This window comes from Mesorhizobium sp. WSM3626 (genome assembly GCF_000513935.1).
Classification (GTDB): domain Bacteria; phylum Pseudomonadota; class Alphaproteobacteria; order Rhizobiales; family Rhizobiaceae; genus Mesorhizobium; species Mesorhizobium salmacidum.
This window is the reverse complement of record NZ_AZUY01000012.1, coordinates 51,872-75,980: the sequence shown is the minus strand read 5'-3', so window position 1 is coordinate 75,980 and position 24,109 is coordinate 51,872. Positions and strand designations below refer to the sequence as shown.

At 62.0% G+C, this 24,109-nt stretch carries 24 protein-coding genes; 9 read left to right on the top strand and 15 right to left on the bottom strand.

Annotated elements, in window-relative coordinates:
* Nucleotides 1–15 precede the first annotated feature (15 nt).
* Nucleotides 16–1,065, bottom strand: coding sequence for a sn-glycerol-3-phosphate ABC transporter ATP-binding protein UgpC (gene ugpC / locus M653_RS0112325; RefSeq protein ID WP_027143635.1), 1,050 nt, complete (start codon nucleotides 1,063–1,065; stop codon nucleotides 16–18).
* A gap of 277 nt (nucleotides 1,066–1,342) precedes the next feature.
* Between ugpC and M653_RS0112320 the strand changes: the two genes are divergently transcribed.
* The 3 genes from M653_RS0112320 (at nucleotide 1,343) to M653_RS0112310 (ending at nucleotide 5,121) form a co-directional block, all read left to right on the top strand.
* Nucleotides 1,343–3,007, top strand: a complete 1,665-nt coding sequence (locus M653_RS0112320) for a sugar ABC transporter substrate-binding protein (protein ID WP_027143634.1) — start codon at nucleotides 1,343–1,345, stop codon at nucleotides 3,005–3,007.
* Between the two features lie 68 nt (nucleotides 3,008–3,075).
* Entirely contained in the window at nucleotides 3,076–4,197 is a 1,122-nt protein-coding gene (locus M653_RS0112315; protein ID WP_027143633.1) for a sugar ABC transporter permease, read from the top strand.
* A 6-nt stretch (nucleotides 4,198–4,203) separates the two neighbouring features.
* Entirely contained in the window at nucleotides 4,204–5,121 is a 918-nt protein-coding gene (locus M653_RS0112310; RefSeq protein ID WP_027143632.1) for a carbohydrate ABC transporter permease, read from the top strand.
* 47 nt (nucleotides 5,122–5,168) lie between these two features.
* Here M653_RS0112310 and M653_RS0112305 read toward each other — a convergent pair whose 3' ends face one another.
* Together M653_RS0112305 and M653_RS0112300 are read right to left on the bottom strand one after the other, a co-directional pair.
* Entirely contained in the window at nucleotides 5,169–5,912 is a 744-nt protein-coding gene (locus tag M653_RS0112305; protein ID WP_027143631.1) for a creatininase family protein, read from the bottom strand.
* Nucleotides 5,913–5,915: 3 nt separating this feature from the next.
* Nucleotides 5,916–6,482, bottom strand: coding sequence for an SIS domain-containing protein (locus M653_RS0112300; protein WP_027143630.1), 567 nt, complete (start codon nucleotides 6,480–6,482; stop codon nucleotides 5,916–5,918).
* A 190-nt stretch (nucleotides 6,483–6,672) separates the two neighbouring features.
* Between M653_RS0112300 and M653_RS0112295 the strand changes: the two genes are divergently transcribed.
* The gene (locus M653_RS0112295; protein ID WP_027143629.1) at nucleotides 6,673–7,695 is read left to right on the top strand and encodes an aldo/keto reductase; all 1,023 of its coding nucleotides are present in this window, start codon (nucleotides 6,673–6,675) and stop codon (nucleotides 7,693–7,695) included.
* An 84-nt stretch (nucleotides 7,696–7,779) separates the two neighbouring features.
* Here M653_RS0112295 and M653_RS0112290 read toward each other — a convergent pair whose 3' ends face one another.
* The 4 genes from M653_RS0112290 to clpP all read right to left on the bottom strand — a co-directional run bounded on the left by M653_RS0112290 (nucleotide 7,780) and on the right by clpP (nucleotide 13,134).
* Complete coding sequence (locus M653_RS0112290) at nucleotides 7,780–8,052, bottom strand: HU family DNA-binding protein (RefSeq protein ID WP_027143628.1); 273 nt, start codon at nucleotides 8,050–8,052, stop codon at nucleotides 7,780–7,782.
* A 196-nt stretch (nucleotides 8,053–8,248) separates the two neighbouring features.
* Entirely contained in the window at nucleotides 8,249–10,660 is a 2,412-nt protein-coding gene (lon, locus tag M653_RS0112285) for an endopeptidase La (RefSeq protein WP_027143627.1), read from the bottom strand.
* Between the two features lie 274 nt (nucleotides 10,661–10,934).
* Nucleotides 10,935–12,209 carry an ATP-dependent Clp protease ATP-binding subunit ClpX gene (gene clpX, locus M653_RS0112280; RefSeq protein WP_023759839.1) on the bottom strand — a complete coding sequence of 425 codons (1,275 nt, stop codon included), beginning with the start codon at nucleotides 12,207–12,209 and terminating at the stop codon, nucleotides 10,935–10,937.
* A gap of 295 nt (nucleotides 12,210–12,504) precedes the next feature.
* A complete protein-coding gene (gene clpP / locus M653_RS0112275) occupies nucleotides 12,505–13,134 on the bottom strand; it encodes an ATP-dependent Clp endopeptidase proteolytic subunit ClpP (protein ID WP_027028064.1) in 630 nt (209 codons plus the stop codon).
* Nucleotides 13,135–13,521: 387 nt separating this feature from the next.
* Between clpP and M653_RS0112270 the strand changes: the two genes are divergently transcribed.
* On the top strand, nucleotides 13,522–14,115 hold the full coding sequence (locus M653_RS0112270; RefSeq protein ID WP_027143626.1) for a hypothetical protein: 594 nt from the start codon (nucleotides 13,522–13,524) through the stop codon (nucleotides 14,113–14,115).
* Between the two features lie 2 nt (nucleotides 14,116–14,117).
* Here the strand turns inward: M653_RS0112270 and M653_RS0112265 are convergent, their stop codons facing one another.
* Nucleotides 14,118–15,221: an FAD-dependent oxidoreductase gene (locus M653_RS0112265; RefSeq protein WP_027143625.1), complete on the bottom strand. Its 1,104-nt coding sequence runs from the start codon at nucleotides 15,219–15,221 to the stop codon at nucleotides 14,118–14,120.
* Nucleotides 15,222–15,324: 103 nt separating this feature from the next.
* Here M653_RS0112265 and M653_RS0112260 point away from each other — a divergent pair, with 103 nt between their 5' ends.
* Nucleotides 15,325–16,575, top strand: coding sequence for a cytochrome P450 (locus M653_RS0112260; RefSeq protein WP_027143624.1), 1,251 nt, complete (start codon nucleotides 15,325–15,327; stop codon nucleotides 16,573–16,575).
* A 116-nt stretch (nucleotides 16,576–16,691) separates the two neighbouring features.
* Here M653_RS0112260 and M653_RS0112255 read toward each other — a convergent pair whose 3' ends face one another.
* The 6 genes from M653_RS0112255 to M653_RS0112230 form a co-directional block, all read right to left on the bottom strand.
* Nucleotides 16,692–17,036: a cupin domain-containing protein gene (locus M653_RS0112255; RefSeq protein ID WP_027143623.1), complete on the bottom strand. Its 345-nt coding sequence runs from the start codon at nucleotides 17,034–17,036 to the stop codon at nucleotides 16,692–16,694.
* A 6-nt stretch (nucleotides 17,037–17,042) separates the two neighbouring features.
* On the bottom strand, nucleotides 17,043–18,323 hold the full coding sequence (locus tag M653_RS0112250) for an O-acetylhomoserine aminocarboxypropyltransferase (protein WP_027143622.1): 1,281 nt from the start codon (nucleotides 18,321–18,323) through the stop codon (nucleotides 17,043–17,045).
* A gap of 190 nt (nucleotides 18,324–18,513) precedes the next feature.
* The gene (locus M653_RS0112245; protein ID WP_027143621.1) at nucleotides 18,514–19,035 is read right to left on the bottom strand and encodes a CoA-binding protein; all 522 of its coding nucleotides are present in this window, start codon (nucleotides 19,033–19,035) and stop codon (nucleotides 18,514–18,516) included.
* Nucleotides 19,032–19,814, bottom strand: a complete 783-nt coding sequence (locus tag M653_RS0112240) for an AAA family ATPase (RefSeq protein WP_027143620.1) — start codon at nucleotides 19,812–19,814, stop codon at nucleotides 19,032–19,034. Before M653_RS0112240 ends, M653_RS0112245 begins: the two co-directional genes overlap by 4 nt.
* The gene (locus M653_RS0112235; RefSeq protein WP_027143619.1) at nucleotides 19,814–20,236 is read right to left on the bottom strand and encodes a VOC family protein; all 423 of its coding nucleotides are present in this window, start codon (nucleotides 20,234–20,236) and stop codon (nucleotides 19,814–19,816) included. The genes M653_RS0112240 and M653_RS0112235 overlap by 1 nt, the downstream gene beginning before the upstream one ends.
* A gap of 10 nt (nucleotides 20,237–20,246) precedes the next feature.
* The gene (locus tag M653_RS0112230) at nucleotides 20,247–21,071 is read right to left on the bottom strand and encodes an enoyl-CoA hydratase (protein ID WP_027143618.1); all 825 of its coding nucleotides are present in this window, start codon (nucleotides 21,069–21,071) and stop codon (nucleotides 20,247–20,249) included.
* Between the two features lie 167 nt (nucleotides 21,072–21,238).
* Between M653_RS0112230 and M653_RS0112225 the strand changes: the two genes are divergently transcribed.
* The 3 genes from M653_RS0112225 to rpsI all read left to right on the top strand — a co-directional run bounded on the left by M653_RS0112225 (nucleotide 21,239) and on the right by rpsI (nucleotide 22,867).
* Nucleotides 21,239–21,703, top strand: a complete 465-nt coding sequence (locus M653_RS0112225) for a PaaI family thioesterase (RefSeq protein WP_027143617.1) — start codon at nucleotides 21,239–21,241, stop codon at nucleotides 21,701–21,703.
* 215 nt (nucleotides 21,704–21,918) lie between these two features.
* Entirely contained in the window at nucleotides 21,919–22,383 is a 465-nt protein-coding gene (rplM, locus tag M653_RS0112220) for a 50S ribosomal protein L13 (protein ID WP_010915638.1), read from the top strand.
* A gap of 1 nt (nucleotide 22,384) precedes the next feature.
* Nucleotides 22,385–22,867 carry a 30S ribosomal protein S9 gene (rpsI, locus tag M653_RS0112215; protein WP_010915637.1) on the top strand — a complete coding sequence of 161 codons (483 nt, stop codon included), beginning with the start codon at nucleotides 22,385–22,387 and terminating at the stop codon, nucleotides 22,865–22,867.
* Between the two features lie 155 nt (nucleotides 22,868–23,022).
* On the opposite strand, the gene M653_RS0112210 is transcribed toward rpsI, so the two are convergent.
* Complete coding sequence (locus M653_RS0112210) at nucleotides 23,023–24,081, bottom strand: glycerophosphodiester phosphodiesterase family protein (protein WP_027143616.1); 1,059 nt, start codon at nucleotides 24,079–24,081, stop codon at nucleotides 23,023–23,025.
* Nucleotides 24,082–24,109 lie beyond the last annotated feature (28 nt).

The following is a 24,109-nucleotide window of genomic DNA, read 5'->3' as shown; positions in this document are numbered from 1 at the left end:
GAAGTGCGTTTGAGATCAGAGACGCTTGCCGGTCTCGGCGTCGAACAGATGGAGATGGTCGAGCCTTGGCCGAAGCTTCAGCGTGTCGCCCGGCTTGAAGTCATGGCGCTCGCGAAACAGCGCCACCATCTCGCCGTCGCCGAAACGCAGGAAGACCAGGGTTTCCGAGCCGGTCGGCTCGACCACCGAAATCTTGGCCGGCACGCCATCGGGGTGGATCTCAAGATGTTCGGGGCGCACGCCATAGACGACGGAGCGCCCCTCCTCGACGGCGTTGTTCGGAGCAACCGGGAACAGCGTTCCGGCAATGTCGACGCCGCCCTTGCGCCCGGTGCCCTTGAGCAGGTTCATCGAAGGCGAGCCGATGAAACCGGCGACGAAAAGGTTCGCCGGCCGGTCGAAAAGCTCCAGCGGCGCGCCGACCTGTTCGATGCGGCCGTCGCGCATGACGACGATCTTGTCGGCCATCGTCATGGCTTCGATCTGGTCGTGGGTGACATAGATGGTGGTGGTCTTCAGCCGCTGGTGCAATTCCTTGATCTCGGTGCGCATCTGCACGCGCAGCTTGGCGTCGAGGTTCGAAAGCGGCTCGTCGAACAGGAATACCTGCGGATTGCGCACAATGGCGCGCCCCATGGCGACGCGCTGACGCTGGCCGCCGGAAAGCTGGCGCGGATAGCGCTTCAGATAGGGGCTGAGGTCGAGGATGTCTGCGGCGCGCTTGACCCGCTCGGCAACCACGGCCGGATCGGTCTTGCGCAGCTTGAGGGCAAAAGCCATGTTCTGCTCGACCGTCTTGTGCGGATAAAGCGCATAGTTCTGGAACACCATGGCGATGTCGCGCTTTGCGGGCGGCAGGTGATTGACGACGCGGTCGCCGATGGCGATCGTGCCGCCGGAGACAGTCTCCAGCCCCGCCACCATCCTGAGCAGCGTGGACTTGCCGCAACCGGACGGGCCGACAAGCACGACGAACTGACCATCGGCAATGTCGACGCTGACTTCGTGCAGAACCCTGACGGTTCCAAACGCCTTGGCCACATTGCTGATCGCGACTTGAGCCATCGTTCCTCCATCGGCTCCACTGGCCGTAGGCGCAGAAGCTAACCAACGCGACCGGTCAGGGCAAGTCGGTCTCTTATAAACAAAAACCGTTCTCGTTGACACGGCGTTTGGTTGCGAGAATAGTGACGAGCGCCGATCCGAAACGCTGGTACTCTACCCGAAAAACGGAACGCGAAGCGACGCAGGTTGGGGTCCTACGTTTCGCTTCTGAACAAAGCCAGCGCCCGGCGCGATTCGGCACTTCGATTCACGACTAATGTCCTGGGAGGAATAGTCCATGCGAGTAGGTCTTTACGACAAACTGGTCCGTGCCGGCGCTACAAGGCGCGACATATTGAAGGGCGCGGCCTCGATGGCCGCGATCGCGGCCGCATCCGGCGCCGGACTTGGCGCGCTGACGCGCCCGGCTGCCGCCGCAAGCGAACTGCGCTCGAAAATCCTGCAGATCCCCGGGGTTGGCAAAGGCCAGCCGACCGACGCCGACTTCCAGAAGGTTGGCGAGCTTTGCCTCGAGGCGACCAAGGCCAATGTCAAGGAAGGCGAGTTCGCCGGTGTCGAGCTCACCTTCATGGGTCTCAACAACCAGAACCTGCACAATGTGCTGTTTCGTGGTTTCCTGAAGCCATGGGAGACCTATACCGGCGCCAAGATCAGCTGGATCGACCTGGCGCAGGCCGACTACAACGCCCGCCTGCAGCAGTCGATCGCCACCGGCACCGTCGATTTCGACATCATCGAGATGGGCGCCCCGTTCGAGGGCGACGTCTGCGGCAAGGGCCTGACTTCGGAGATGCCCGACTGGGTCAAGAAGCAGATCGACTTCGACGATCTCGTCAACTACCTCAAGCCGCCCGTTGGCACCTGGGATGGCAAGCAGTACCGGGTCACCATCGACGGCGACGCGCACAACTTCAACTACCGCACCGACGTGTTTGCAGACGCCGACCTCGCCAAGCAGTGGAAGGATGGCGGGGCGACCAGCGAATGGGGCGTACCGAAGACCTGGCAAGAGGTTCAGGCCGTGACCAAGTTCCTGAAGGGCAAGAAGTTCAAGGGCCAGGATGTCTACGGCTATCTCGACGCGCCCAAGCCCTGGGGCGGTTTCGGCTTCTATTTCCTGGGCAGCCGTGCCAGCGCCTACGCCAAGCATCCCGATGACAAGGCCTGGCTGTTCGACGCCGACACGATGAAGCCACGCGTCAACAATCCGGCTTGGGTACGGGCCATCCAGGATGTCATCGACGCCCTGCCGTCGGAACCCGCCGACCAGATCAATGCCGACCCGAACACCACCGCCTTCCAGCAGTTCCTGGCCGGCACCGGCTCGATGATCCCCTGGTGGGGCGATGTCGGCTCGAACGTCAAGACCAATGATAGCTCGGTCATCGGCGATGTCACCGGCTTCTCGATCCTGCCGGGCTCCGACGATGTCTATAACTCCAAGACCGGCAAGTGGGAGAAGCTCGCCAGCGGCCCGAACTATGCGCCGAACTGCGCCTATCTCGGCTGGGGCGTCTATGTCATGGCCCGTGTCGATTCGGATGAGAAGAAGAAGAAAGCGGCATGGTCGGCGGCCGCCCATCTCGGCGGCAAGGACCTGTCGATCTGGACGGCGATGTATCCGTCGGGCTTCCAGCCCTACCGCAACTCCCATTTCGACATTCCCGAATGGGTGGCGGCCGGCTACGACGAGGCTTTCATCACCTCGTATCTCAAGTCGGAAGGCGACAGCTACAACCACCCCAACGCGGCGATCGAGCCGCGCATCCCCGGCATCTTCCAGTACTACAGCGCCGCCGAGGATATCCTGGCCAACACTTTCGCCGGCAAGATGAAGGCGCAGGAAGGCGCCGATGCCATCGCGGCCGCCTGGGAGAAGCTGACCGACCAGATCGGCCGCGACAAGCAGGTCAAGCTCTACAAGGCCTCGCTCGGCATGTAAGCTGCCTTTGAACCGTGGTCCGGCGGCAACGCCGGACCACAGCCTTCCCTTCCAAACGGGCGAGATTTGTGGCTGACCAGACTTCGACCGCGACCGGGTGGCCGGCAGACGCCGCCTCCTATGATCTGATCCCGCCAGGGCGCAGGCGTGTGGGCTGGGCGCTGATGGCGCTTGTCACGCTTGGCCTGCTGGCAACGATCGTGCTGCAGATCCTCTACAAGACCGAGGTCGATACGATCGGCTTCGAGACATGGCGGCCCGTGGTCTACGCCTATGTGCTGTGGGGTGTGGCGATCGGCATCGGCCAGGTTCTGACACGTGGCGAGGACGGCCAGCGCGCGCTCTTCCTGCTGCCGGCCCTTTTGTTCACCATCGCCATGGTGATCTTCCCGACGCTGTTCGGCTTCTACATCGCGCTCACCGACTGGAATCTCAGTTCGTTCAGCGGCCGCAGGTTCAACGGGCTCGACAATTTCTGGCAGATGCTCGCCGACCCCTACTACCGCAACGCCCTGATCAACATGGTGCTCTACGTGCTGGCGGTGCTGGTCGAATATGTCGTCGCCTTTGGCCTGGCGCTGCTGCTCAACGCGCAGATCCGCGCCCGAAAATTCTTCCGGGTGGTGTTCCTGATGCCGCTGATGCTGTCACCGGTCGCCGTGTCCTGGATGATCGGCAAGTCGCTGATGGAATACCGCTTTGGACCGGCAGCCACGCTGGCGCGCCATCTCGGCTGGGAAGACCCGGCCTTCTTCTCGAACCCGATCACCGCCCGCATCTCGATCATGCTGCTGGACGCCTGGACCTTCATTCCGTTCATGATGATCATGCTGCTGGCGGGACTGCAGGCGATGTCGCGCGAGGTGCTGGAGGCGGCACGTGTCGATGGCGCCACGGCCTGGCAGACCTTCTGGCAGGTCACTTTCCCGCTGATGCTGCCGGTGTCGGTGACGGCGGTGATCCTGCGCATCATCTTCAAGCTGAAGCTTGCCGACATCATCATCACGGTCACCTCGGGCGGTCCGGGCGGCGCCACCGATTCGGTGTCGAGCTTCATCTACCGCGAGTACCGCGACCGCTCGAATGTCGGCTACGGGACCATGCTGGCGATGGCCTATCTGGTCATCATCGTGGTGTTCGTGACCTGGCTGTTGAAGTTCGCCAGCCGTTTCGTGCGCAATGTGAATTAGGGCAAGATGAGCGTCCAGACCACAGACTACGTCGCCTCCGAAATCCGCTCGCCGGCGAGCTTCGTCGCCAGCCGCGTCTTCATCTATGGCGCGCTCGCCTGCTGGGGCTTCATCTGCCTGTTTCCGATCTATTGGACCATCACCACCTCGTTCAAAACGGCGGTGGATGTCACCCAGGGCCATCTGATCCCGTTTGTCGACTTCCAGCCGGATTGGAAAGGGTGGCGATCGCTTGGCCTGTCGCCGGACTCGATCTTCCAGACTTCGACCGTGCGCGACGAATTCCTCAAGCGTTTCATGAATTCGGTCATCACCTCGGTCGGCGCGTCGAGCCTGGCGATCATCATCGGCAGCCTCGCCGCCTATGGCTTGACCCGCTATCGCTACCATTTCGCCTGGTTCAAGAACGAGGACATCTCGTTCTTCTTCCTGTCGCAGTTGATCCTGCCGCCGGTGGTGCTGGCCTTACCCTTCCTGGTGCTCTACCGCGAAGTCGGGCTGCTCGATACGCGCATCGGGTTGATCCTGCTCTACACGCTGATGGTGCTGCCGATCGTTATCTGGATCATGCGTGACCAGTTCAACTCGATTCCAGTCGAGCTCGAGGAAGCAGCCCTCGTCGACGGCCTGTCGATCTGGGGCGCCTTTTTCCGCATCGTCATGCCGATCGCGCTGCCGGGCATGGTCGCAGCCTTCATCCTGGCAATGGTGCTGTGCTGGAACGAGTATTTCTTCGCCGCCCTTTTGACGTCGACGGACGCCAAGACGATCCCGGTCATGGTCGCCAGCCAAACGGGGTCGCAAGGTATCAACTGGTGGTCGATGGCTGCTCTGGCCACCGCGGCGATCGCGCCGCTTGCGGTCATCGGCATCGCGCTGGAGCGTTACCTGATCATGGGCATGACGGCTGGTGCGGTGAAGTAACCGGGCGCCTCTTTTTTCGCTCCGCTGTGGGCGAAGGAAAGGTCGGGCTAGACCTTCAGGATCGCGCGCAGATGATCCATGATCATGGCGACGCCCTGCTGTCCGAGTTCTGCCGAAGCATCCGCCGCGCTCGCCGTATACCAGCTTTTGTTGTCCGCGAAGTGCGCGGCATCCACTGCTTCCGGACATAGCGCCAGCATCAGCGACGTCTCGCCGATGCCGGCATGGTCGAACGGATACTTGCCGTTCATGGCGGCCGGCATCAGCGGATGCACCTGCACCCAGTTGAAGAAATTTTCGCCCGCGGCATGTCCGGCATAGTAGTCGGCCATCGTCTCGGAACCCCACCAGCCCTCGCCGCGCTGCTTCTCGAGGAAGCGGAAGATCGCCTGTCTGCCGGCGGTCTTGAAAGCGAGATCGGTCGGCATGCCGGCGGCGAAATTCTCGGTCTGGTGATGAATGATGGCGTGGATGTTGCGAAAGCCGATGCGCATCAGGCTGTAGAACAGCTCTTCGCCGAACGGCGCCAGTTGATTGCCGCCGACCTGAACGGAGCCGCTGCCTTCAGGCGGTGCGACGGCATAGCTCGCCGCCCCGTAATAGAAGGGCGGCAGGATGACGATGTCGCTCTCTTTTTCGAACAGTTCCAGCGTCTTGATGACGGCCAGCGTGTCCATGCCGACGGCCATGTGCTCGCCATGGTATTCCAGCACGCCGAGCGGCAGCGCGACCGGCCAATTCTGCGCGATCGCCTTGCGGATCTGGTGCGGCAGCATCAGTTCATAGCGCATGGTCTATTCCATGTTGGTGTGACGGGCGCGCATGGCTTCCGGCGACGCCGCGGTCAATTCCCTGAGTTTCAGCACCATGATCTCGAACAGCAGGAACAACGCGCCCTCGAATACAGAGCCCATCGGCAGCACCGACGTCTTTTGCGGCCCCTGGTCGTCGGCCATGGTCTGCGCCGGGATCAGCAGCGTCAAATCGGCTAGCCCTACAGCGCTGCCGCCCGCCTGGGCGGTCAGGAGCAGGACGGTTGCGCCGGCCTCGCGCGCAATGCGCATCAGGGTGAGTACAGTCGAGGTTTCGCCAGGCCCGGAACTGACAAGCAAGACATCGCCCTGCCCTACAGGCGGCGTGGTCATGTCGCCGACGACCGAAACCGGCAGGCCCAGATGATAGAGCCGCATGGCGAAGCCCTTCACCTGCAAGGCCTCGCGGCCGCAGCCATAGACGACGATCTGTCTGGCATCCGCCAGCATCCCGCAAGCGGCGTCGATCCGATCGCGGTCGACGCGCGCCAGCACCGCGCCAAGCTCGTCGAGCGCGGTCCTGAACATCTGCAAGCCGGAGTTGCTCATGGCCGCGTCACCGGCGTGCCAGTAGTCGAAGATGATTGGCAATTTCCGATCATGCTCTTCCCCGGAACAGCTTGATTTCGTTCATGCTAGCAACCGCGAAAATGCGTGTCCAACGCTCAGCGGTGCTTTTGCCGAGCCACGAGCATGATAGTGTCATGTTAGACAAATCAATCCGGGAAAATTTCAAGACATGAAGACACGGCATTTCGACCGCATCGGCAATGGCGGCATCGCCTTTACGGAGCTGGGCTTCGGCACGGCTCCGCTCGGCAATCTTTACCGCGCCGTCTCCGACGAGGACGCCAATGCGACGCTGGAGGCCGCCTGGGCGACTGGCTGCCGCTACTATGACACCGCACCCCTCTATGGGCTCGGCCTGTCGGAAACGCGCCTCAACCCGTTCCTGCGCTCCAGGAAGCGCGACGACTATGTGCTGTCGAGCAAGGTCGGCCGCATCATGCGCGCCTGCCCGCCGGAGGAGCGCACGGCCATCGGCAAGTTCTTCGACACGCCGTCGCGCAAGGAGGTCTACGATTACAGCTATGACGGCGTCATGCGCTCGTTCGAGGCCTCGCTGGAGCGGCTTGGCGTCGACCGCATCGACATCCTGTTCGTGCACGATGTCGACATCTTCACCCATGGCAGCAAGGAGGCCTCCGACCAGCGCATCGATGAATTCATGCGCTCGGGCTATTATGGCCTGCTTGCCTTGCGCGACCAAGGCGTCATCAAGGCGTTCGGCGGCGGCATCAACGAGTGGCAGGTGGCCCAGACGCTGGCCGAGCGCGGCGATTTCGACCTGTTCCTGCTTGCCGGTCGCTACACGCTGCTGGAACAGGAGGCGCTGACATCGTTCCTGCCGCTTTGCCAGAAACGCGGCATCGGCATCGTTCTCGGCGGCCCCTACAATTCCGGCATCCTGGCGACCGGACCGAAGCCCGGCGCCTACTACAACTATTCCGAAGCGCCGCAGGATGTGCTCGACCGCGTGACGCGCATCGAGGCTGTCTGCAAACGCCATGATATCAGGCTGATCGAGGCCGCCCTGCAGTTCCCGCTGTTGCACCCGTCGGTGGTTTCGGTCATCCCCGGCGGCCAGAGGCCTGAAGAAGTCGAGAGCAACCGGTCGCTGCTGGACGCGAAACTCCCCGCAGCGCTCTGGGCCGATCTCAAGAAGGAAGGCTTGATGCGCGCCGACGCCCCGACTGTTTGAGGAGCTTCCGATCCGATCGACACGAGTCCAAAAATGAAAAGCCGGGCAAGCCCGGCTTTTCTGGTTTTTGAAAATTAAATGCGCTTAGTTGACGGCGTCCTTGAGGCCCTTGCCGGCCGAGAACTTCGGCACGGTGCGCGCCGGGATCTGCACTTCGGCACCGGTCTGGGGGTTGCGGCCGGTGGATGCAGCGCGCTTTGACACGGTGAAATTGCCAAAGCCGACAAGCCGGACATCGCCGCCCTTCTTCAGTTCGCCGGAGATGACAGAAAACACTGCATCGACCGCCGACTGCGCGTCACCCTTCGAAATGCTCGCGGCGTCGGCGACAGCGGACACCAGTTCGTTCTTGTTCATAAAAATTCCCTTCCATGAGAACACCGGAACTTACGACTCATCCGGCAGGAAACGGACTTTAGAAAGAAGCGTTGCCGCAACCAAGTCGAAAAGGCAGGAAAAAAGCGGAAAAAGCCCGGAATTCCGGGGTTTTTCACATGAAAAAGCCGGGCGCGAGGCCCGGCTTTCTGTTTGTGCGCTGCAACTTTAGAAAAAACTAATGCGCAAGCGACTTTCCGGCATCGTCGGCACTGTCGGTCGCGGCCGGCGGATTGACCGGCTCGACCCATTCGATCGGCTCCGGCATCCGCACCAGCGCGTGGCGCAACACCTCACCGACGCGTGAGACCGGAATGATTTCCATGCCGTTCTTCACGTTGTCCGGAATCTCCGCCAGATCCTTGGCGTTGTCTTCCGGGATCAGCACCTTCTTGATGCCGCCGCGCAGCGCGGCGAGCAGCTTCTCCTTGAGGCCACCGATCGGCAAGATGCGGCCGCGAAGCGTTATCTCGCCAGTCATCGCCACATCGGCCCGAACCGGAATACCCGTCAGCACCGACACAATGGCCGTAGCCATGGCCGCGCCCGCGGACGGGCCGTCCTTCGGCGTTGCGCCTTCCGGCAAGTGCACGTGGATGTCGCGCTTGTCGAACAGCGGCGGCTCGATGCCGAAATCGATGGCGCGCGAGCGGACATAGGAGGCCGCCGCCGAAATCGATTCCTTCATCACGTCGCGCAGATTGCCGGTCACCGTCATGCGGCCCTTGCCGGGCATCATGACACCTTCGACCGTCAGCAGCTCGCCGCCGACCTCCGTCCAGGCAAGACCGGTGACGACACCGACCTGATCGTCAGCCTCGACCTGGCCGAAGCGGTAGCGCTGAACACCGAGATAGTCGGCGAGGTTCGCCGCCGTGATGCTCACCGTCTTCTTCTTCGTCTTCAGGATCTCGGTCACCGCCTTGCGCCCGAGCTTCATCAGCTCGCGCTCCAGGCTTCTGACGCCCGCTTCACGGGTGTAGGTCTGGATGATGGCGCGGATCGCGTCCTCACCGACGGAGAACTCCTTCGGCTGCAGCGCGTGATCGCGGATCACCTTCGGCATCAGGTGCCGCTTGGCAATCTCGATCTTCTCGTCCTCGGTGTAGCCGGCGATACGGATGATCTCCATGCGGTCCATCAGGGGCGCAGGGATGTTCAGCGTGTTCGCCGTCGTCACGAACATCACGCTCGACAGGTCGTATTCGACCTCGAGGTAATGGTCCATGAACGTCGAGTTCTGTTCGGGGTCGAGCACCTCGAGCAGCGCCGACGACGGGTCGCCACGGAAGTCCTGGCCCATCTTGTCGATCTCGTCGAGCAGGAAGAGCGGGTTGGACTTCTTTGCCTTCTTCATCGACTGGATGACCTTGCCGGGCATCGAGCCGATATAGGTGCGCCGGTGACCACGGATCTCGGCTTCGTCACGCACGCCGCCGAGCGCCATGCGGATGAATTCGCGACCGGTCGCCTTGGCGATCGACTTGCCGAGCGAGGTCTTGCCGACACCGGGAGGGCCGACGAGGCACAGGATCGGCCCCTTCAGCTTCTTCTGGCGGCTTTGCACGGCAAGGTACTCGACGATGCGATCCTTGACCTTGTCGAGGCCGAAGTGATCGGTGTCGAGGACGTTCTGAGCGTAGGCAAGGTCCTGCTTGACCTTGGAGTTCTTGCCCCACGGGATCGACAGCAGCCAATCGAGATAGTTGCGCACGACTGTCGATTCAGCCGACATCGGCGACATCGTCCTGAGCTTCTTCAATTCGGCTTCCGCCTTTTCGCGAGCCTCCTTGGAGAGCTTGGTCTTCTTGATGCGCGCCTCGATCTCGGCGGCCTCGTCGCGGCCGTCCTCGCCTTCGCCGAGTTCCTTCTGGATCGCCTTCATCTGCTCGTTGAGGTAGTATTCGCGCTGCGTCTTCTCCATCTGGCGCTTGACGCGCGAGCGGATACGCTTCTCCACCTGCAGGACGGAGATTTCGGCTTCCATGAAGCCCATCGCCTTTTCCAGCCGCTCCTTGACGGAAAGCGTGGCCAGCATTTCCTGCTTTTCAGGGATCTTGATGGCGAGATGCGAGGCAACCGTGTCGGCGAGCTTGGAATAGTCGTCGATCTGGCTGGCGGCACCCACCACTTCGGGCGAGATCTTCTTGTTCAGCTTGACGTAGTTCTCGAAGTCGGTGACGACCGAGCGGGCAAGGGCCTCGACTTCTACCTCTTCCTCTTCCGGCTCGACCAGCGCCGCGGCCTTGGCCTCGTGGAAGTCGGGACGGTCGGTGAAGGAAACGATTTTCGCACGCGAGGCGCCCTCGACCAGAACCTTGACGGTGCCGTCGGGCAGCTTCAGCAATTGCAGCACATTGGCGAGCGTGCCGATGTCGAAGATGGCATCGGGCTCGGGATCGTCATCGGCGGCATTCATCTGGGTGGCAAGCAGGATCTGCTTTTCCTGACCCATCACCTCTTCCAGCGCCTTGATCGACTTTTCACGCCCGACGAAGAGCGGAACGATCATGTGCGGGAACACCACGATGTCGCGCAGCGGGAGGACTGCGAAGACGCCGTCGCTGGGAGCCTTGGATATTTTGGCCATTGTCCAACCTTTCATGTCGCGGCCACCATCAGACCAACCGCGAATCTCATATTAACGACCGGGGATCGTTCCGCCTACCACCGTTTATGACGGGAGTTTTACAGCACAGAAATCGGGCACCTCGGCCTTCTCGTGTTAGGTGGAGGCAGGCGGGCCAAAGATCAAGAGTTAACATGATCCGCAATCCATTCCATCGCGAAGGTGTGCCGGTTCCTCACAGCAAAACGGCGCCGCATGGGCGCCGTTCCACAAAAATATAGGGCCAAGTGCCATGTCAGGCGCTGACATTGCCCTTCTTTTCCTTCTGTTCGGAATAGATGTAGAGCGGCCGAGCGCTGCCGGTCACCACCTCTTCCGAAATCACCACCTCGCGCACGCCTTCGAGCGCGGGCAGCTCGAACATCGTGTCGAGCAGGATCGCTTCCATGATCGAACGCAGGCCGCGCGCACCGGTCTTGCGCTCGATGGCGCGCTTGGCGATCGCCGAAAGCGCGTTCTCGTGGAACGTCAGGTCGACATTTTCCATCTCGAACAGGCGCTGATACTGCTTGACCAGCGCGTTCTTCGGCTCGGTCAGGATCTGGATCAATGCCGGCTCGTCGAGATCTTCGAGCGTCGCCAGGACCGGCAGACGACCGACGAATTCCGGAATGAGGCCGAATTTCAGCAGATCCTCGGGCTCGACCAGGCGGAAAACGTCACCAGTGCGGCGATCCTCCGGCGACGCGACGATGGCGCCAAAACCGATCGAGGTTTTCCTGCCGCGGTCCGAGATGATCTTGTCCAGCCCGGCGAAGGCGCCGCCGCAGATGAACAGGATGTTGGCGGTGTCGACCTGCAGGAATTCCTGCTGCGGGTGCTTGCGGCCGCCCTGCGGCGGCACGGAGGCGACCGTGCCTTCCATGATCTTGAGCAGCGCCTGCTGCACGCCCTCGCCCGACACGTCGCGGGTGATCGACGGATTGTCGGACTTGCGCGAAATCTTGTCGATTTCGTCGATGTAGACGATGCCGCGCTGGGCGCGCTCGACATTGTAGTCGGCCGACTGCAACAGCTTCAGGATGATGTTCTCGACGTCCTCGCCGACGTAACCGGCCTCGGTCAGCGTCGTGGCGTCCGCCATGGTGAAGGGCACGTCGATGATGCGGGCCAACGTCTGTGCGAGCAGCGTCTTGCCGCAGCCGGTCGGGCCGATGAGCAGGATGTTGGACTTGGCCAGCTCGACGTCGTTGTTCTTGCCGGCATGCGCGAGGCGCTTGTAGTGGTTGTGGACCGCCACCGACAGCACGCGCTTGGCGTAGGGCTGGCCGATGACGTAGTCGTCGAGAACCTTGAGGATCTCCTGCGGGGTCGGCACGCCCTCGCGCGACTTCACCATCGAGGTCTTGTTCTCCTCGCGGATGATGTCCATGCACAGCTCGACGCACTCGTCGCAGATGAACACCGTTGGGCCGGCGATCAGCTTGCGCACCTCGTGCTGGCTTTTGCCGCAAAACGAGCAATAGAGCGTGTTCTTGGAATCACCGCTGTTGTTGCCGACCTTGCTCATTTTCATGTCCTTTCATGGCCGCCCGCCGATGGTCTGGCTGAAAGGGCGCATACTCTATTTATCGCGGGAATCCGCCGCCGCCAGTCTTCCGGCTCCCGCAACGTATTCCGTACGAAACACAAATCAGAAAACGTGGCAATGATTCGCAGCTTCCCCACGCAAAGCTAAGCCGTCGAAAATCAACATAGCCTTAACGTAGGCAATCCCGACCTCCGAGGGAACAGCCAATTGTGGCCGAAATGACGCAAGACGCGCCAAAAGCGCGTGATGGTGCCATCCAACTGCCAACTAGCCTTTATGCCAACGCTCCCTCGGCCGCCTCGCGCGACGAAATGACCTTGTCGATCAGGCCGAAATCCTTGGCCTCGTCGGCGGTCATGAAATGGTCGCGGTCGAGCGTCTTCTCGATCTCGTCATAGCTCTTGCCGGTGTGCTTGACATAGACCTCGTTGAGGCGACGCTTCAGTTTGATGATGTCCTGGGCGTGACGCTCGATATCGGACGCCTGGCCCTGGAAGCCGCCGGACGGCTGGTGAACCATGATGCGGGCGTTCGGCGTGGCGAAGCGCATGTCCTTGTGGCCGGCGGTCAGCAGCAGCGAGCCCATCGAGGCCGCCTGACCGATGCACAGCGTCGACACGGCCGGCTTGATGAACTGCATGGTGTCGTAGATCGCCATGCCCGAGGTGACGACGCCACCTGGCGAATTGATGTAGAGGTTGATTTCCTTCTTCGGGTTCTCGGCTTCGAGGAACAGGAGCTGAGCGCAGACCAGCGTCGCCATGCCGTCCTCGACCGGACCGGTGATGAATATGATGCGCTCCTTGAGGAGGCGCGAGAAAATGTCGTAGGCCCGCTCGCCGCGATTGGTCTGTTCGACCACCATCGGAACGAGGTTCATGTAGGTTTCGACGGGATTCTTCATCAGTTATCTCTTGTCTCGCGGTGGGATTCCGGCGCCGGACAGGCTGGCAGCTCGGGCAGAATCGGTTCTGGATCGTCAAGATGTAAATAGGATGCCGGCTCATCCTTGTGCAAGGCCGACCCGTCCTAGCCATCTGGGTAAGTCGAATCAAGCTTCCGGGCAAGGATTAGCAGCAGCTGATGCCACGCCGACCCGAAATACCGAGCCGGCCCCGCCAGGTAGCAGTTTCTTAACCTCGTCACTTAACGAAATGCGCCGAAACCGCTTTTCTCCGCAACGGCCTCCCCTACAATTCAACGTTGAACTTGTGTTTTTATGCATGTCGTTGCCCCAAAACCGAGGTTCACTTTTGGGCGCCATGCAATAGAGTTCAAACGGGGGAGTGCCATGTCTGGGAAAACCGCATGCTTCACCATCGCCGGGCTGACCCTGCTCGGCTCGATTTCGCAAACGGCGGCAGGCGGCCGCGCCGTCGAATGCTACGAGCCCGTCCGCACACCGGCCGTTTACGACACCGTCTACGAAGACATCATGGTCAGCCCTCCCGGCCAGCAGATCGTCGACTATGATCCGCCGATCTATGGCACCCGTGAGCGTGTGGTGATGACCGTTCCGGCACAAGTTCAATATGAAGTGGTCCCGGCAATCACCCGGACCATCTACCGCACCGTCAGGGTCGATGGCGGCGGCTACTCCTGGGAATGGCGCGTCATCCATGGCCGCCGGGTGCTGTGCAAGGTCTGGCACAAGGCACGCTACGAACGCGTCGCCGAGACGGTGGTGATCCAGCCCGAGCGAACGCGGCGCGTCGTCATTCCGGCACAATATGACAGCATCGCCGAGGAGGTACTGGTGCGGCCCGAGCAAAGGCGCGTCATCGATATTCCCGCCGCCTACCAGACCGTCCCGCGGCGCGTGCTGGTCAGGGAAGGCTCATCCGGCTGGAGGCGGGTGCATATTCCCAGATATTGCCGGGACTGAGCCTAGGCCACCTCGGCCCGCAGCCAAGCCTTAAGGCCCGCGACATCGTTATCGCCAATGGCTTTGGCAACACGGCGCCCGACGGCGGCGCCAAATTTGTAGCCGTGGCCCGAGCACGCGGAGACGACCAGGCACTTGCCTGTCTCATGCGCCAGGAATTTCTCGTCTGACGTGAAGGTGTAGGCGCAGGTAACCACTTCGGTCACCTTGTACTCCTCGATCCGGGCGATCGGCGGCGAAAACAGGTTGCGGATCGCCTCGCCCTCGCCCGGCACCGGCTCGCGATTCCAGTCGGCGTCGCTGGTCGGCACCTTGTGCAGGCCTGAGCCGAATTTCATGCCGGCGCCACGGGTGGGCGGGATCATGTAGCCGTCGGTCTTGCCGCCGACATCGAGAATGACGGGCGCCGCCTCCCAGGCCGCCTTGAGGTCGGCGGGGGGTTCGACATAGGCGAGCGCGGTGCGAAAGGTCTTCAATTCGCCGCCGAGTTCGGGGAATAGCTTCAGCACCCAGGCGCCGACGGCAACGACTATGCGGTCTGCCTGCATCGTCTCGCCGCTTTCCAGCACGATATGGCCGGCCTCGGCATCGATCTCCGTCACCTTGCTGTGCTCGTAGACGTTGGCTCCGTTGGCGCGCAGCCAGTTGGCCAGCCCCGCCGCTATTCCGCGGCAATGCAGCGCGCCGCCTTCCCTGGAGAAATAGGCATAGCGGAACGAGCCGGCCTCAAGGAACGGCCAGCGCTTCACGGCAGCGTCCGGCTCCAGCAGTTCGAAAGGGAAATTCCCCTCTTCCAGGCCCTCGCGGTATTCCTCGGCCTCATCGCCGGGCTCGCGCGAAACGCAGACGAACCCGCGCGCGTCGAGGTGGTTCTCGCCGAGATCGGCCCACATCTCGTCCCAGGCCTCATAGGCTTCGGTGATCAGCCGCCCATAGCCGGTTCCAGCGCGGTAGGCGCGGCGAATGATACGGTGATGGTCGCCCGATGCCGCCAGCGGATTGGGAATCGGCCCCTGCTCGACGATCGACACGGCGTGGCCCGCCTTGACCAGAGACCACGCCGTGGAGAGACCGGCGATACCCGCGCCGACAACGATCACATTCATCCGTCCAAACTTTCCGCAACCCTATGGCTGGCTCAATGCATCGGGCTGTCGGACGCAACATACGGTCTGGAACCTGGCTGGCAAGCCGCGCTATGGGTCTGGCATGACCAAATCGACGCTCCCGTATCTGGCCTTTGATCCAGCCACTCGCCGGCTCAGGCTCGACCCGCGCGAACCGGCTTTCTTCCTGAACCCGTACGAGGCCTACGGCTTCCTGCACGACGCATCGAATGCATTTTTCTGGGAAGAGTTCGGCTTCTGGTGTTTTGGCGGCTTTGGCGATGTCAACAGACTGCTGCGCGACCGCCGTTTCGGCCGCCAAAACCCGGCCGGCATCCCAGACAGCCGCGGTGTCGGCCAAGACAGGATCCATCTCAAGGCATTTGACGGCATCGAAGCCAACTCGATGCTGGAACTGGAGCCGCCGGTGCACACGCGGTTGCGGACATTGGTCAACCGTGCCTTCGTCTCGCGTCAGGTCGAACGGTTGCGGCCGCGTATCGAGGCACTCGCCAACGAATTGATCGATCGTTTCGAACCTGGCAAGGCCGTTGACCTCCTGCCGGCCTTCGCCTCCCCGCTGCCGATCACCATCATCGCCGAAATGCTCGGCGTGCCGGTGGAGATAGGCCCGCAACTGCTCGACTGGTCGCATCGGATGGTCGCCATGTATATCCATGGCCGCACCCGCGAGACCGAGGACACGGCCAACCGTGCCGCGGGCGAATTCTCCGACTTCCTGCGTGGCTACGTGACCGAGCGGCGCAAGAAGCCGGGCGATGACCTGCTGTCGCTGCTGATCTCGGCCCAGGAAGACGGCCAGAAACTGTCCGAGGACGAACTGGTCTCCTCGGCCATCCTGTTGCTCAACGCCGGCCATGAAGCGACCGTGCACCAGACCGGCAATGCCGTACATTCCATCCTGGTGCAAGGCGGCGACCCGCGCCGCTTCTTCACCTCACCGGAAGCGACGGCAGCGACGGTCGAGGAATGCCTGCGCTTCGACGCGCCGCTGCACATGTTCATGCGCTATGCCTATGAGGAGATCGAAATCGCGCTCGGCATCGTCGTGCGGCCGGGCCAGACGATCGGGCTTTTGCTTGGCATGGCCAATCATGACCCGCACGCCTTTGCCGAACCGCAGGCCTTCCGGCAGGAGCGCACCGACCAGAAGAATGTGTCTTTCGGCGCCGGTATCCATTTCTGCATCGGCGCGCCGCTCGCCCGCCTCGAACTGCAGGTTTCGCTGAAGACTTTGTTTGATCGGCACCCGCGAGTGCATCTTGCCGAACAGCCCCGCTTCCGCGACAGTTACCACTTCCATGGGCTGGAGGCGCTCTCCGTGCGCTTCTGACCGTGGTGGGCTGGGGCTTTTCGAGAGGCGCGATCGCGCTCGCCGTGACGATTCTGCTCGGCTGCATGGCTGACGCCGTGGCTCCAGAAGCCGGAGAATATCCGGCGGCAAGATGATCAAAGCTTAATCACATACTCCTTGCGAGTCGTTTCAAGCACTTCCCAGCTTCCCTTGAAGCCCGGCCTCAGCACGAAGCTGTCGCCGGCTTGCACGGTGCGCGCCTCCCCACCCTCTTCCGCGATCACCGAGACGCCTGAGAGAATGTGGCAGAATTCCCATTCGTCATAGACGATGCGCCATTTGCCGGGGGTCGATTCCCAGATGCCGGCATAGAGGCCGCCGTCGCGCTCCTCGACGTTCCAGGTGCGGAATTTCGGATCGCCCGAGATCAGACGATCCGGCGCGGGCGCGCCGGATTCGGGCTCGACGCTTTTGGTGTCGACGGAAAGAAGCGCGGTCATATCAGGTCAGACCTTGGCGAGTGCCTGTTCGAGGTCGGCGACGATGTCGGTGACATCCTCGATGCCGATGGACAGCCGCACAGTGTCCGGGCCAGCGCCGGCCTTGACCTTCTGCTCGTCGGAAAGCTGGCGGTGCGTGGTCGATGCCGGGTGGATGACCAGCGACTTGGTGTCGCCGACATTGGCCAGATGCGAGAAGAGCTCGAGTGCTTCGACGAACTTGATGCCAGCCTCGTAGCCGCCCTTGAGGCCGAAGGTAAAGACGGCGCCGGCGCCTTCAGGCGAGTATTTCTTCTGCAACGCATTGTTCTTGTCGCTGGGCAGGCCGGGATAATTCACCCAGGCGACCTTGGGGTGGTTGGACAGCCAGCCGGCGACCGTGATCGCGTTGTCGCAGTGCCGCTGCATGCGCAGCGGCAAGGTTTCGAGGCCGGTGAGGATAAGGAAGGCATTGAACGGCGAGATCGCCGGGCCGAGATCGCGCAGGCCGAGCACACGGGCGGCGATGGCGAAAGCGAAATTGCCAAAGGTTTCGTGCAGCACGAGGCCGCCATATTCGGGGCGCGGTTCCGACAGCATCGGGTACTTGCCCGACTTCGACCAGTCGAAGGTGCCGCCGTCGACAATGACGCCGCCGATCGAGTTGCCGTGGCCGCCCATGAACTTGGTCAGCGAATGGACGACGATATCGGCGCCGTGCTCGATCGGACGGATGAGGTAGGGCGAGGCCAGTGTGTTGTCGACGATCAGCGGCAGGCCATGCTTGCGGGCGATGTCGCCGATCTTCTCGATATCGACGAAGGTGCCGCCCGGATTGGCCAGGCTCTCGATGAAGATCGCCTTGGTCCTGTCGTCGATCTGGTTCTCGAAGGTCGAGAGATCATTGGTGTCGGCCCAGCGTACCTCCCAGCCATAATTCTTGAAGGCATGGCCGAACTGGTTGATCGAACCACCGTAAAGCTTGTTGGCGGCGACGAAATTGTCGCCGGGCTGCATCAGATTGTGGAACACGATGACCTGCGCGGCATGGCCGGATGCAACCGCAAGCGCAGCCGTGCCGCCCTCGAGAGCCGCGACGCGCTCTTCGAGCACTGCCTGGGTGGGATTCATGATGCGGGTGTAGATGTTGCCGAACGCCTTTAGCCCGAACAGCGAAGCGGCGTGGTCGGCGTCATCGAAGACGAAGGAGGTCGTCTGGTAGATCGGCGTGGCGCGCGCGCCGGTGGCCGGATCGGGCTTGGCGCCGGCGTGGACCGCGAGCGTGTTGAAACCGGGCGAACGGGTCACTGAAACCTCCCTTTGAAACTTTTAATTGGCGGGGCATTCTTGGCGAAGCGCGGCCTGGAATGCAAAGAAGAAAATACCTTTCGGCGTGCGATCCGCGATGAACGCACGGGAAACTCAATCGCTTCCCGGAAAAATTTTGCGCACCGGCAGTTGACTGGAATCTTTTGCGAAAAAGCGATCCCGGATCACGTCACTTCTGGCGCACGCCAAAACTCTGGAAGCCCTGGCGCATCAGCGGCTTTTTCGACGACAGGACGCCGGAATTGACGCCGGTCCAGCCGATCTCGCCGGAGAGCTTGCCATATTCGATCTTGGGGCAGCGGTTCATCACCACCTTGATGCCGGCGGCTTCGGCGCGGGTGGCTGCCTCGTCATGGCGCACGCCAAGCTGCATCCAGATGACTTTCGGCAAAGGATCGAGCGCCAGCACTTCGTCGACGATACCGGGAACTGCAGCTGCGTTGCGGAAGACATCGACCATGTCGATCGGCTCCGGGATGTCGGCCAGCCTAGCATAGGTCATCCGGCCGAGGATTTCCTTGCCGGCCTGGCCGGGATTGATCGGGAACACCGAAAACCCCTTGGCCAGCAGATATTTCAGCACGAAATAGCTCGGCCTGACATCATTGGCCGACGCGCCGACCATGGCGACGGTCTTCACCGCATTGAGGATGCCGCCGATATAGGTGTTGTCGTAGCTATCGTGGTTCATGCCTCGTCCTCATACAACGCCTCAGCGAGAAAACCATCCGGGTCATTGCTGAAATCACGCAGCATGCGGAAGTGGTCGGTATCACGAAAGTCAGAGGGCTCGAGCCCGAAGCGGCTGAGGCGGAACAGTTGCGCGCCGGGACAGGCCATCAGCAGCGGCGAATGAGTCGCCATGATCACTTGCGCTGTGCCCGACTGGTCCATGCGCCGAAGCATCTTCAGCAATTCGATCTGGCGCGTCGGGGAAAGCGCGCTTTCGGGCTCGTCGAGAATATAGATGCCTTGCCTGCGGCAGCGCTCCTCGAAGAAGCGGATGAAGCCTTCGCCATGCGACCAGGACAGGAAATCCGGCGGCGGCGGCTTGAACGGGTCCTCCAGCGCCGCCTGATCGAGATAGCGAGCCACGGAGTAAAAGGATTCAGCACGAAAGAACCAGCCGGCGGTGACTTTTGGCAACCAGTGGCCACGGAATGTGTTCGCCAGTGCGGCGCCACTCTTGTCGATGGCACTGGCATGGTCGACCGGTCGGTAGCCCTTGCCGCCGCCGGCCTCGTCATAGCCGGCCAGCGCGCCGATCGCCTCGAGCAGCGTGGATTTACCGGTGCCGTTCTCGCCGACGATGATGGTGATGGGCGTGGCGAATTCGAGCTCGAACTCGTGGCCGCGAAACAGCGGCAGGTTCCAGGGGTATTTCTCCCAGTCCGTCACGCGCTCCGGGTCGAGCAGAATGCGCTTGAGATACGGTGCCTTGAGCCGTGTCAGCTGCTTGCGATAAGCCATCAATCAGGCAGCGAAATCGTGCCGTCTTCCGCGATTGGGAAGGCCGGATTGTGCGCCACTTCCCAAACATGCCCGTCTGCATCGGCGAAGTACCCATACCAGCCGCCCCAGAAGGCACGGCCGGCCGGCTTGACGATACGCCCGCCGGCCTTCTCGGCCATGGCGAGCACCTCGTCGACTTCGGCGTCCGAGCGGGTGTTGTAGGCGAGATAGACGGCCGAGGGCGCCTGGGCGAAGGTGATGCCCGAATCCTCCTCGGCGCTGGCGCGCGGGAACAGACCGAGGATGGCGCCGCCCATCTGGAAAAAGGCGACACCGTCGGTGATGCCCGCGTGGCGCCTCAGACCCATGGCCTCGTAGAAACGCACGGCAAGATCCAGATTGTCGGTGGCGATGGTGATGATGGAGATGCGCGGTTCCATGATCCTGGTCCTATTCGTCCGTCCATTCCGGCTTGCGCTTGCCGATGAAAGCACCAATGCCCTCTTCCGCGTCCCGCGCGAGCATGTTCTCGACCATGACGCGGCCGGTATAGGCATAGGCATCCGCCAAGCCCATCTCGGCCTGCGCGTAAAAAGCTTCCTTGCCGGTCTTCACCACCAAGGAGGATTTGGAAGCAATGGTTTGGGCGTATTTGGTGACAATCTGGTTCAGGTACTCGCGCGGCACGACGCGGTTGACGAGGCCGAATTCCTTTGCCGTTGCCGCGTCGATCGTCTCGCCGGTCAACAGCATCTCCATCGCCTGTTTGCGCGAGACGTTGCGCGACAGCGCCACCATCGGCGTCGAACAGAACAGGCCGATATTGACGCCCGGCGTGCAGAAGGTCGCCTCATGCGAGGCGATCGCGAGGTCGCAGCTGGCGACCAGTTGCAGGCCGGCGGCTGTCGCCAGGCCGTCGACCTCGGCGATGACAGGCAGGGGATGGCGCACGATGGTCTGCATCAGGGTCGCACAAGCGGCAAACGTCTCTTCGAAGAAGGCCTTGCCGCGATCGGCGTCGGCGCGCCGCGCGGTCATTTCCTTGAGGTCGTGGCCGGCGCAGAACACCTTGCCGGCCGCCGACAACACAATGACGCGAACGGCTTTGTCGGCCTTGGCGCGGTCGAGTTCCGCCGTCAGCGCCGCCATCACAGCCAGCGACAGGGCGTTGGCGGGCGGATTGGCGAGCGTCAGGCGCAGCACGCCCTTATCCAGCCTCGTCGTGACCGGGCCCTCGTCGGCGGCAGCAGGCTTGATGGCAAGGATTTCGGCCATGGCTAAGGTCTCCGCGATTCCGGTCGTGCTGGCAGAGTATCTAATATCGGATCGGCTTTCGTCCAACACCCATCGCTTGCGCCAGGATCGCTTGCGCCGGGGATGAAGGTGTTGCCAGAAATGCCGCGCTGCGTTCATACAGGCTTGGCGCAAAACGAGAGGCCGACATGCCCGCCCAGAACAATCTCAAGCCCGTGCTGACCGCAGCGCAAGTCAATGTGCTGATGGAGACCGTCTATCCGCAACTCAACGAACAGTTCAAATATTACGAGGCAATCGACGTGTTCCCAGGCGGCTGCATTGTGCGGCTCAACGCTGGCGAGCGGCACCTGCGTCCTGGCGGAACTGTATCCGGTCCATCGCTGTTCACGCTGGCCGACATTGGCGGATATGTCTGTGTGCTTTCCCACGCCGGGCCGGACGCGCTTTCTGTTACCGTCAACCTCGACATCAACTTCGTACGCAAGGCCGAGGCCGGTCCGATCGATGGTCATTGCCGCATCCTGAAGCTGGGAAAGAGCCTGATGGTGTTCGACATCGACATCGTCGCCGGCCCGGATGGACACACAATCGCGCATGCCACGGGTACCTATTCGATCCCGCCGCAGCGCGCCACTGATGTGGTAAAATAATACCTTTAGACCAACCTATTGTTTCTACAGCATTTTCTGTACAATAGGACTTTCCCGCTGCCTTGACGCGGTCACTCCGCTCGCCTATAAGCCCTCACGAAGCAGCGGCCCGCAAAGGCCGCCGTTTTGTTATTGGCTGGGGACAAACGTCTTTCGCCAATCCAAGCAACAAGAAACGCCTTCCCTCCTGAAGGTCAAAACCGAGAGCAGAAAACATGACAACCTTTTCGCAGAAGCCTGCGGATGTGGTGAAGAAGTGGATCCTGATCGACGCCGAGGGTCTCGTCGTCGGCCGTCTTGCCACTGTCATCGCCAATCATCTTCGCGGCAAGCACAAGCCGACCTTCACCCCGCATGTCGACGACGGCGACAATGTCATCGTCATCAATGCCGACAAGGTGGTGTTCACCGGCAAGAAGTTCACCGACAAGGTCTATTACTGGCACACCGGCCACCCCGGCGGCATCAAGGAGCGCACCGCGCGCCAGCTGCTCGAGGGCCGTTTCCCCGAGCGTGTCGTCGAGAAGGCCGTTGAGCGCATGGTTCCGCGTGGTCCGCTCGGCCGTCGCCAGATGAAGAACCTGCGCGTTTATGCAGGCGCGGAGCATCCGCATGTCGCCCAGCAGCCAGAAGTTCTCGACGTGGCCAAGCTGAATTCCAAGAACAAGAAGGTCGCATAAGATGGCTGAGCTTTCCTCGCTCGCAGAACTGGGCGCCGCCACCGGCAACACGAACACGCAGGCCGCGGCTCCCGTCCACGTCCAGAAGCTCGACAAGTCGGGCCGCGCCTATGCCACCGGCAAGCGCAAGAACGCCATCGCGCGCGTCTGGGTGAAGCCGGGTTCCGGCAAGATCGTCGTCAATGACAAGGAATTCGCGACCTATTTCGCGCGTCCGGTCCTGCAGATGATCCTCAACCAGCCGATCATCGCCTCCAACCGTTCGGGCCAGTACGACATCGTCGCCACCGTCGTCGGCGGCGGCTTGTCCGGTCAGGCCGGTGCCGTGCGTCACGGCATCTCCAAGGCGCTGACCTACTACGAGCCGGCGCTGCGTGCCGTGCTCAAGAAGGGCGGCTTCCTGACCCGCGACAGCCGCGTCGTCGAGCGCAAGAAGTACGGCAAGGCCAAGGCCCGTCGCTCCTTCCAGTTCTCGAAGCGCTAAGCGTTTCGAACTCCGATATCGAAAAAGGCCGCCTCCGGGCGGCCTTTTTTGCTTTTGGGCTACAGATTTGATGGATCGACAGGTGTGGGACAGCGCCCCTCCGAACTGCCGGGCAACTCACGAGAGAGGGAGAGCGGCAGCTTCAGCCGCCACTCCTAATTGATGCTGGCTGTATGCGCCGGTTCTTTCGGCCGCTTCTCGCCGGCATAAGGCACGCGATAACCATTCGCAGCCAGCCAGCCGATCGCTGCCTTCGGCTCGTCAGTCTGGATGATGGTGGCGCCGCGGTCGGCCCAGAAGCCCCAGGCTTCGCGCGGCAGGCTGGCCTGGACCGCCAGTTCATCACCACTGCCGCCAGCGAGGAAGCCGCCCGGTTTGTTGACGATGGCGTAGGTGTCGGCCCAGATATGCCAGTCGCCCCTCACCGCCTCGGCGCGCATGCGGGTGCTGAACAGCGACCCGCCGGTTTCGGTCAACGTCTCGGCGCCCGCCCGCCAGTTGATCAGCTCGATCGCGCGCGGCGCGAAAGCATGGTCGACCGTCGAGGCGAAGCCGGCGTCATGCACCGCGTCATCGGCGATGATCGGCATGAACTGGAAGCCATCGCCTGCCGCGGCCATTGCGGCCCTCACCGTGGTGATCCTGTTCTGATTCCACAGGTTTTCCTTGACGATGACTTGCTCGGCCATACCAAGATCCCGAGCCACCGCGATCATGCCCGGGAGGTCGCCGACTTCGAGCTTGTTGTCGAGATTGATGAGGATCCTGTCCCTTGTCGCCATCAGCATCTCGCGCAACGTCGAGACGGTCTCGTTGGTGACGGCATGGGTGCCCTCGATCACCAGCCGGCATCTCTTCAGTTCGGCCAGCGAGTAGTTGAGGACCTCGCCCTTGCAGGTGGTCGTGCGGTCCAGCCAGCTGTCATGCATGACGATGAACTCGCCGTCCTTCGAGCGCCGGATATCGACCTCGACGATTTCGGCGCCGATCGCGATCGAGCCTTCCACGGCGGCAAGCGAGTTTTCCGCATAGAGCGTCTTGCCGGCCTGCATGCTGCCGGCGCGATGGGCAGCCACCATGACATGGTCGCGCCACTGGTTGGCATGTTCGAAGCGGTCGAGGATCTGCCTGGCGCGAGTTTCGCCGGCGAAGGCCTGACCGGAGGCGGCTGCCAGCGCGGTGGAAAGCAGAAGGCTCAGCCAGATCGTCCGCATCGAGAATCGCTCCTTGCCGGATCGAGCC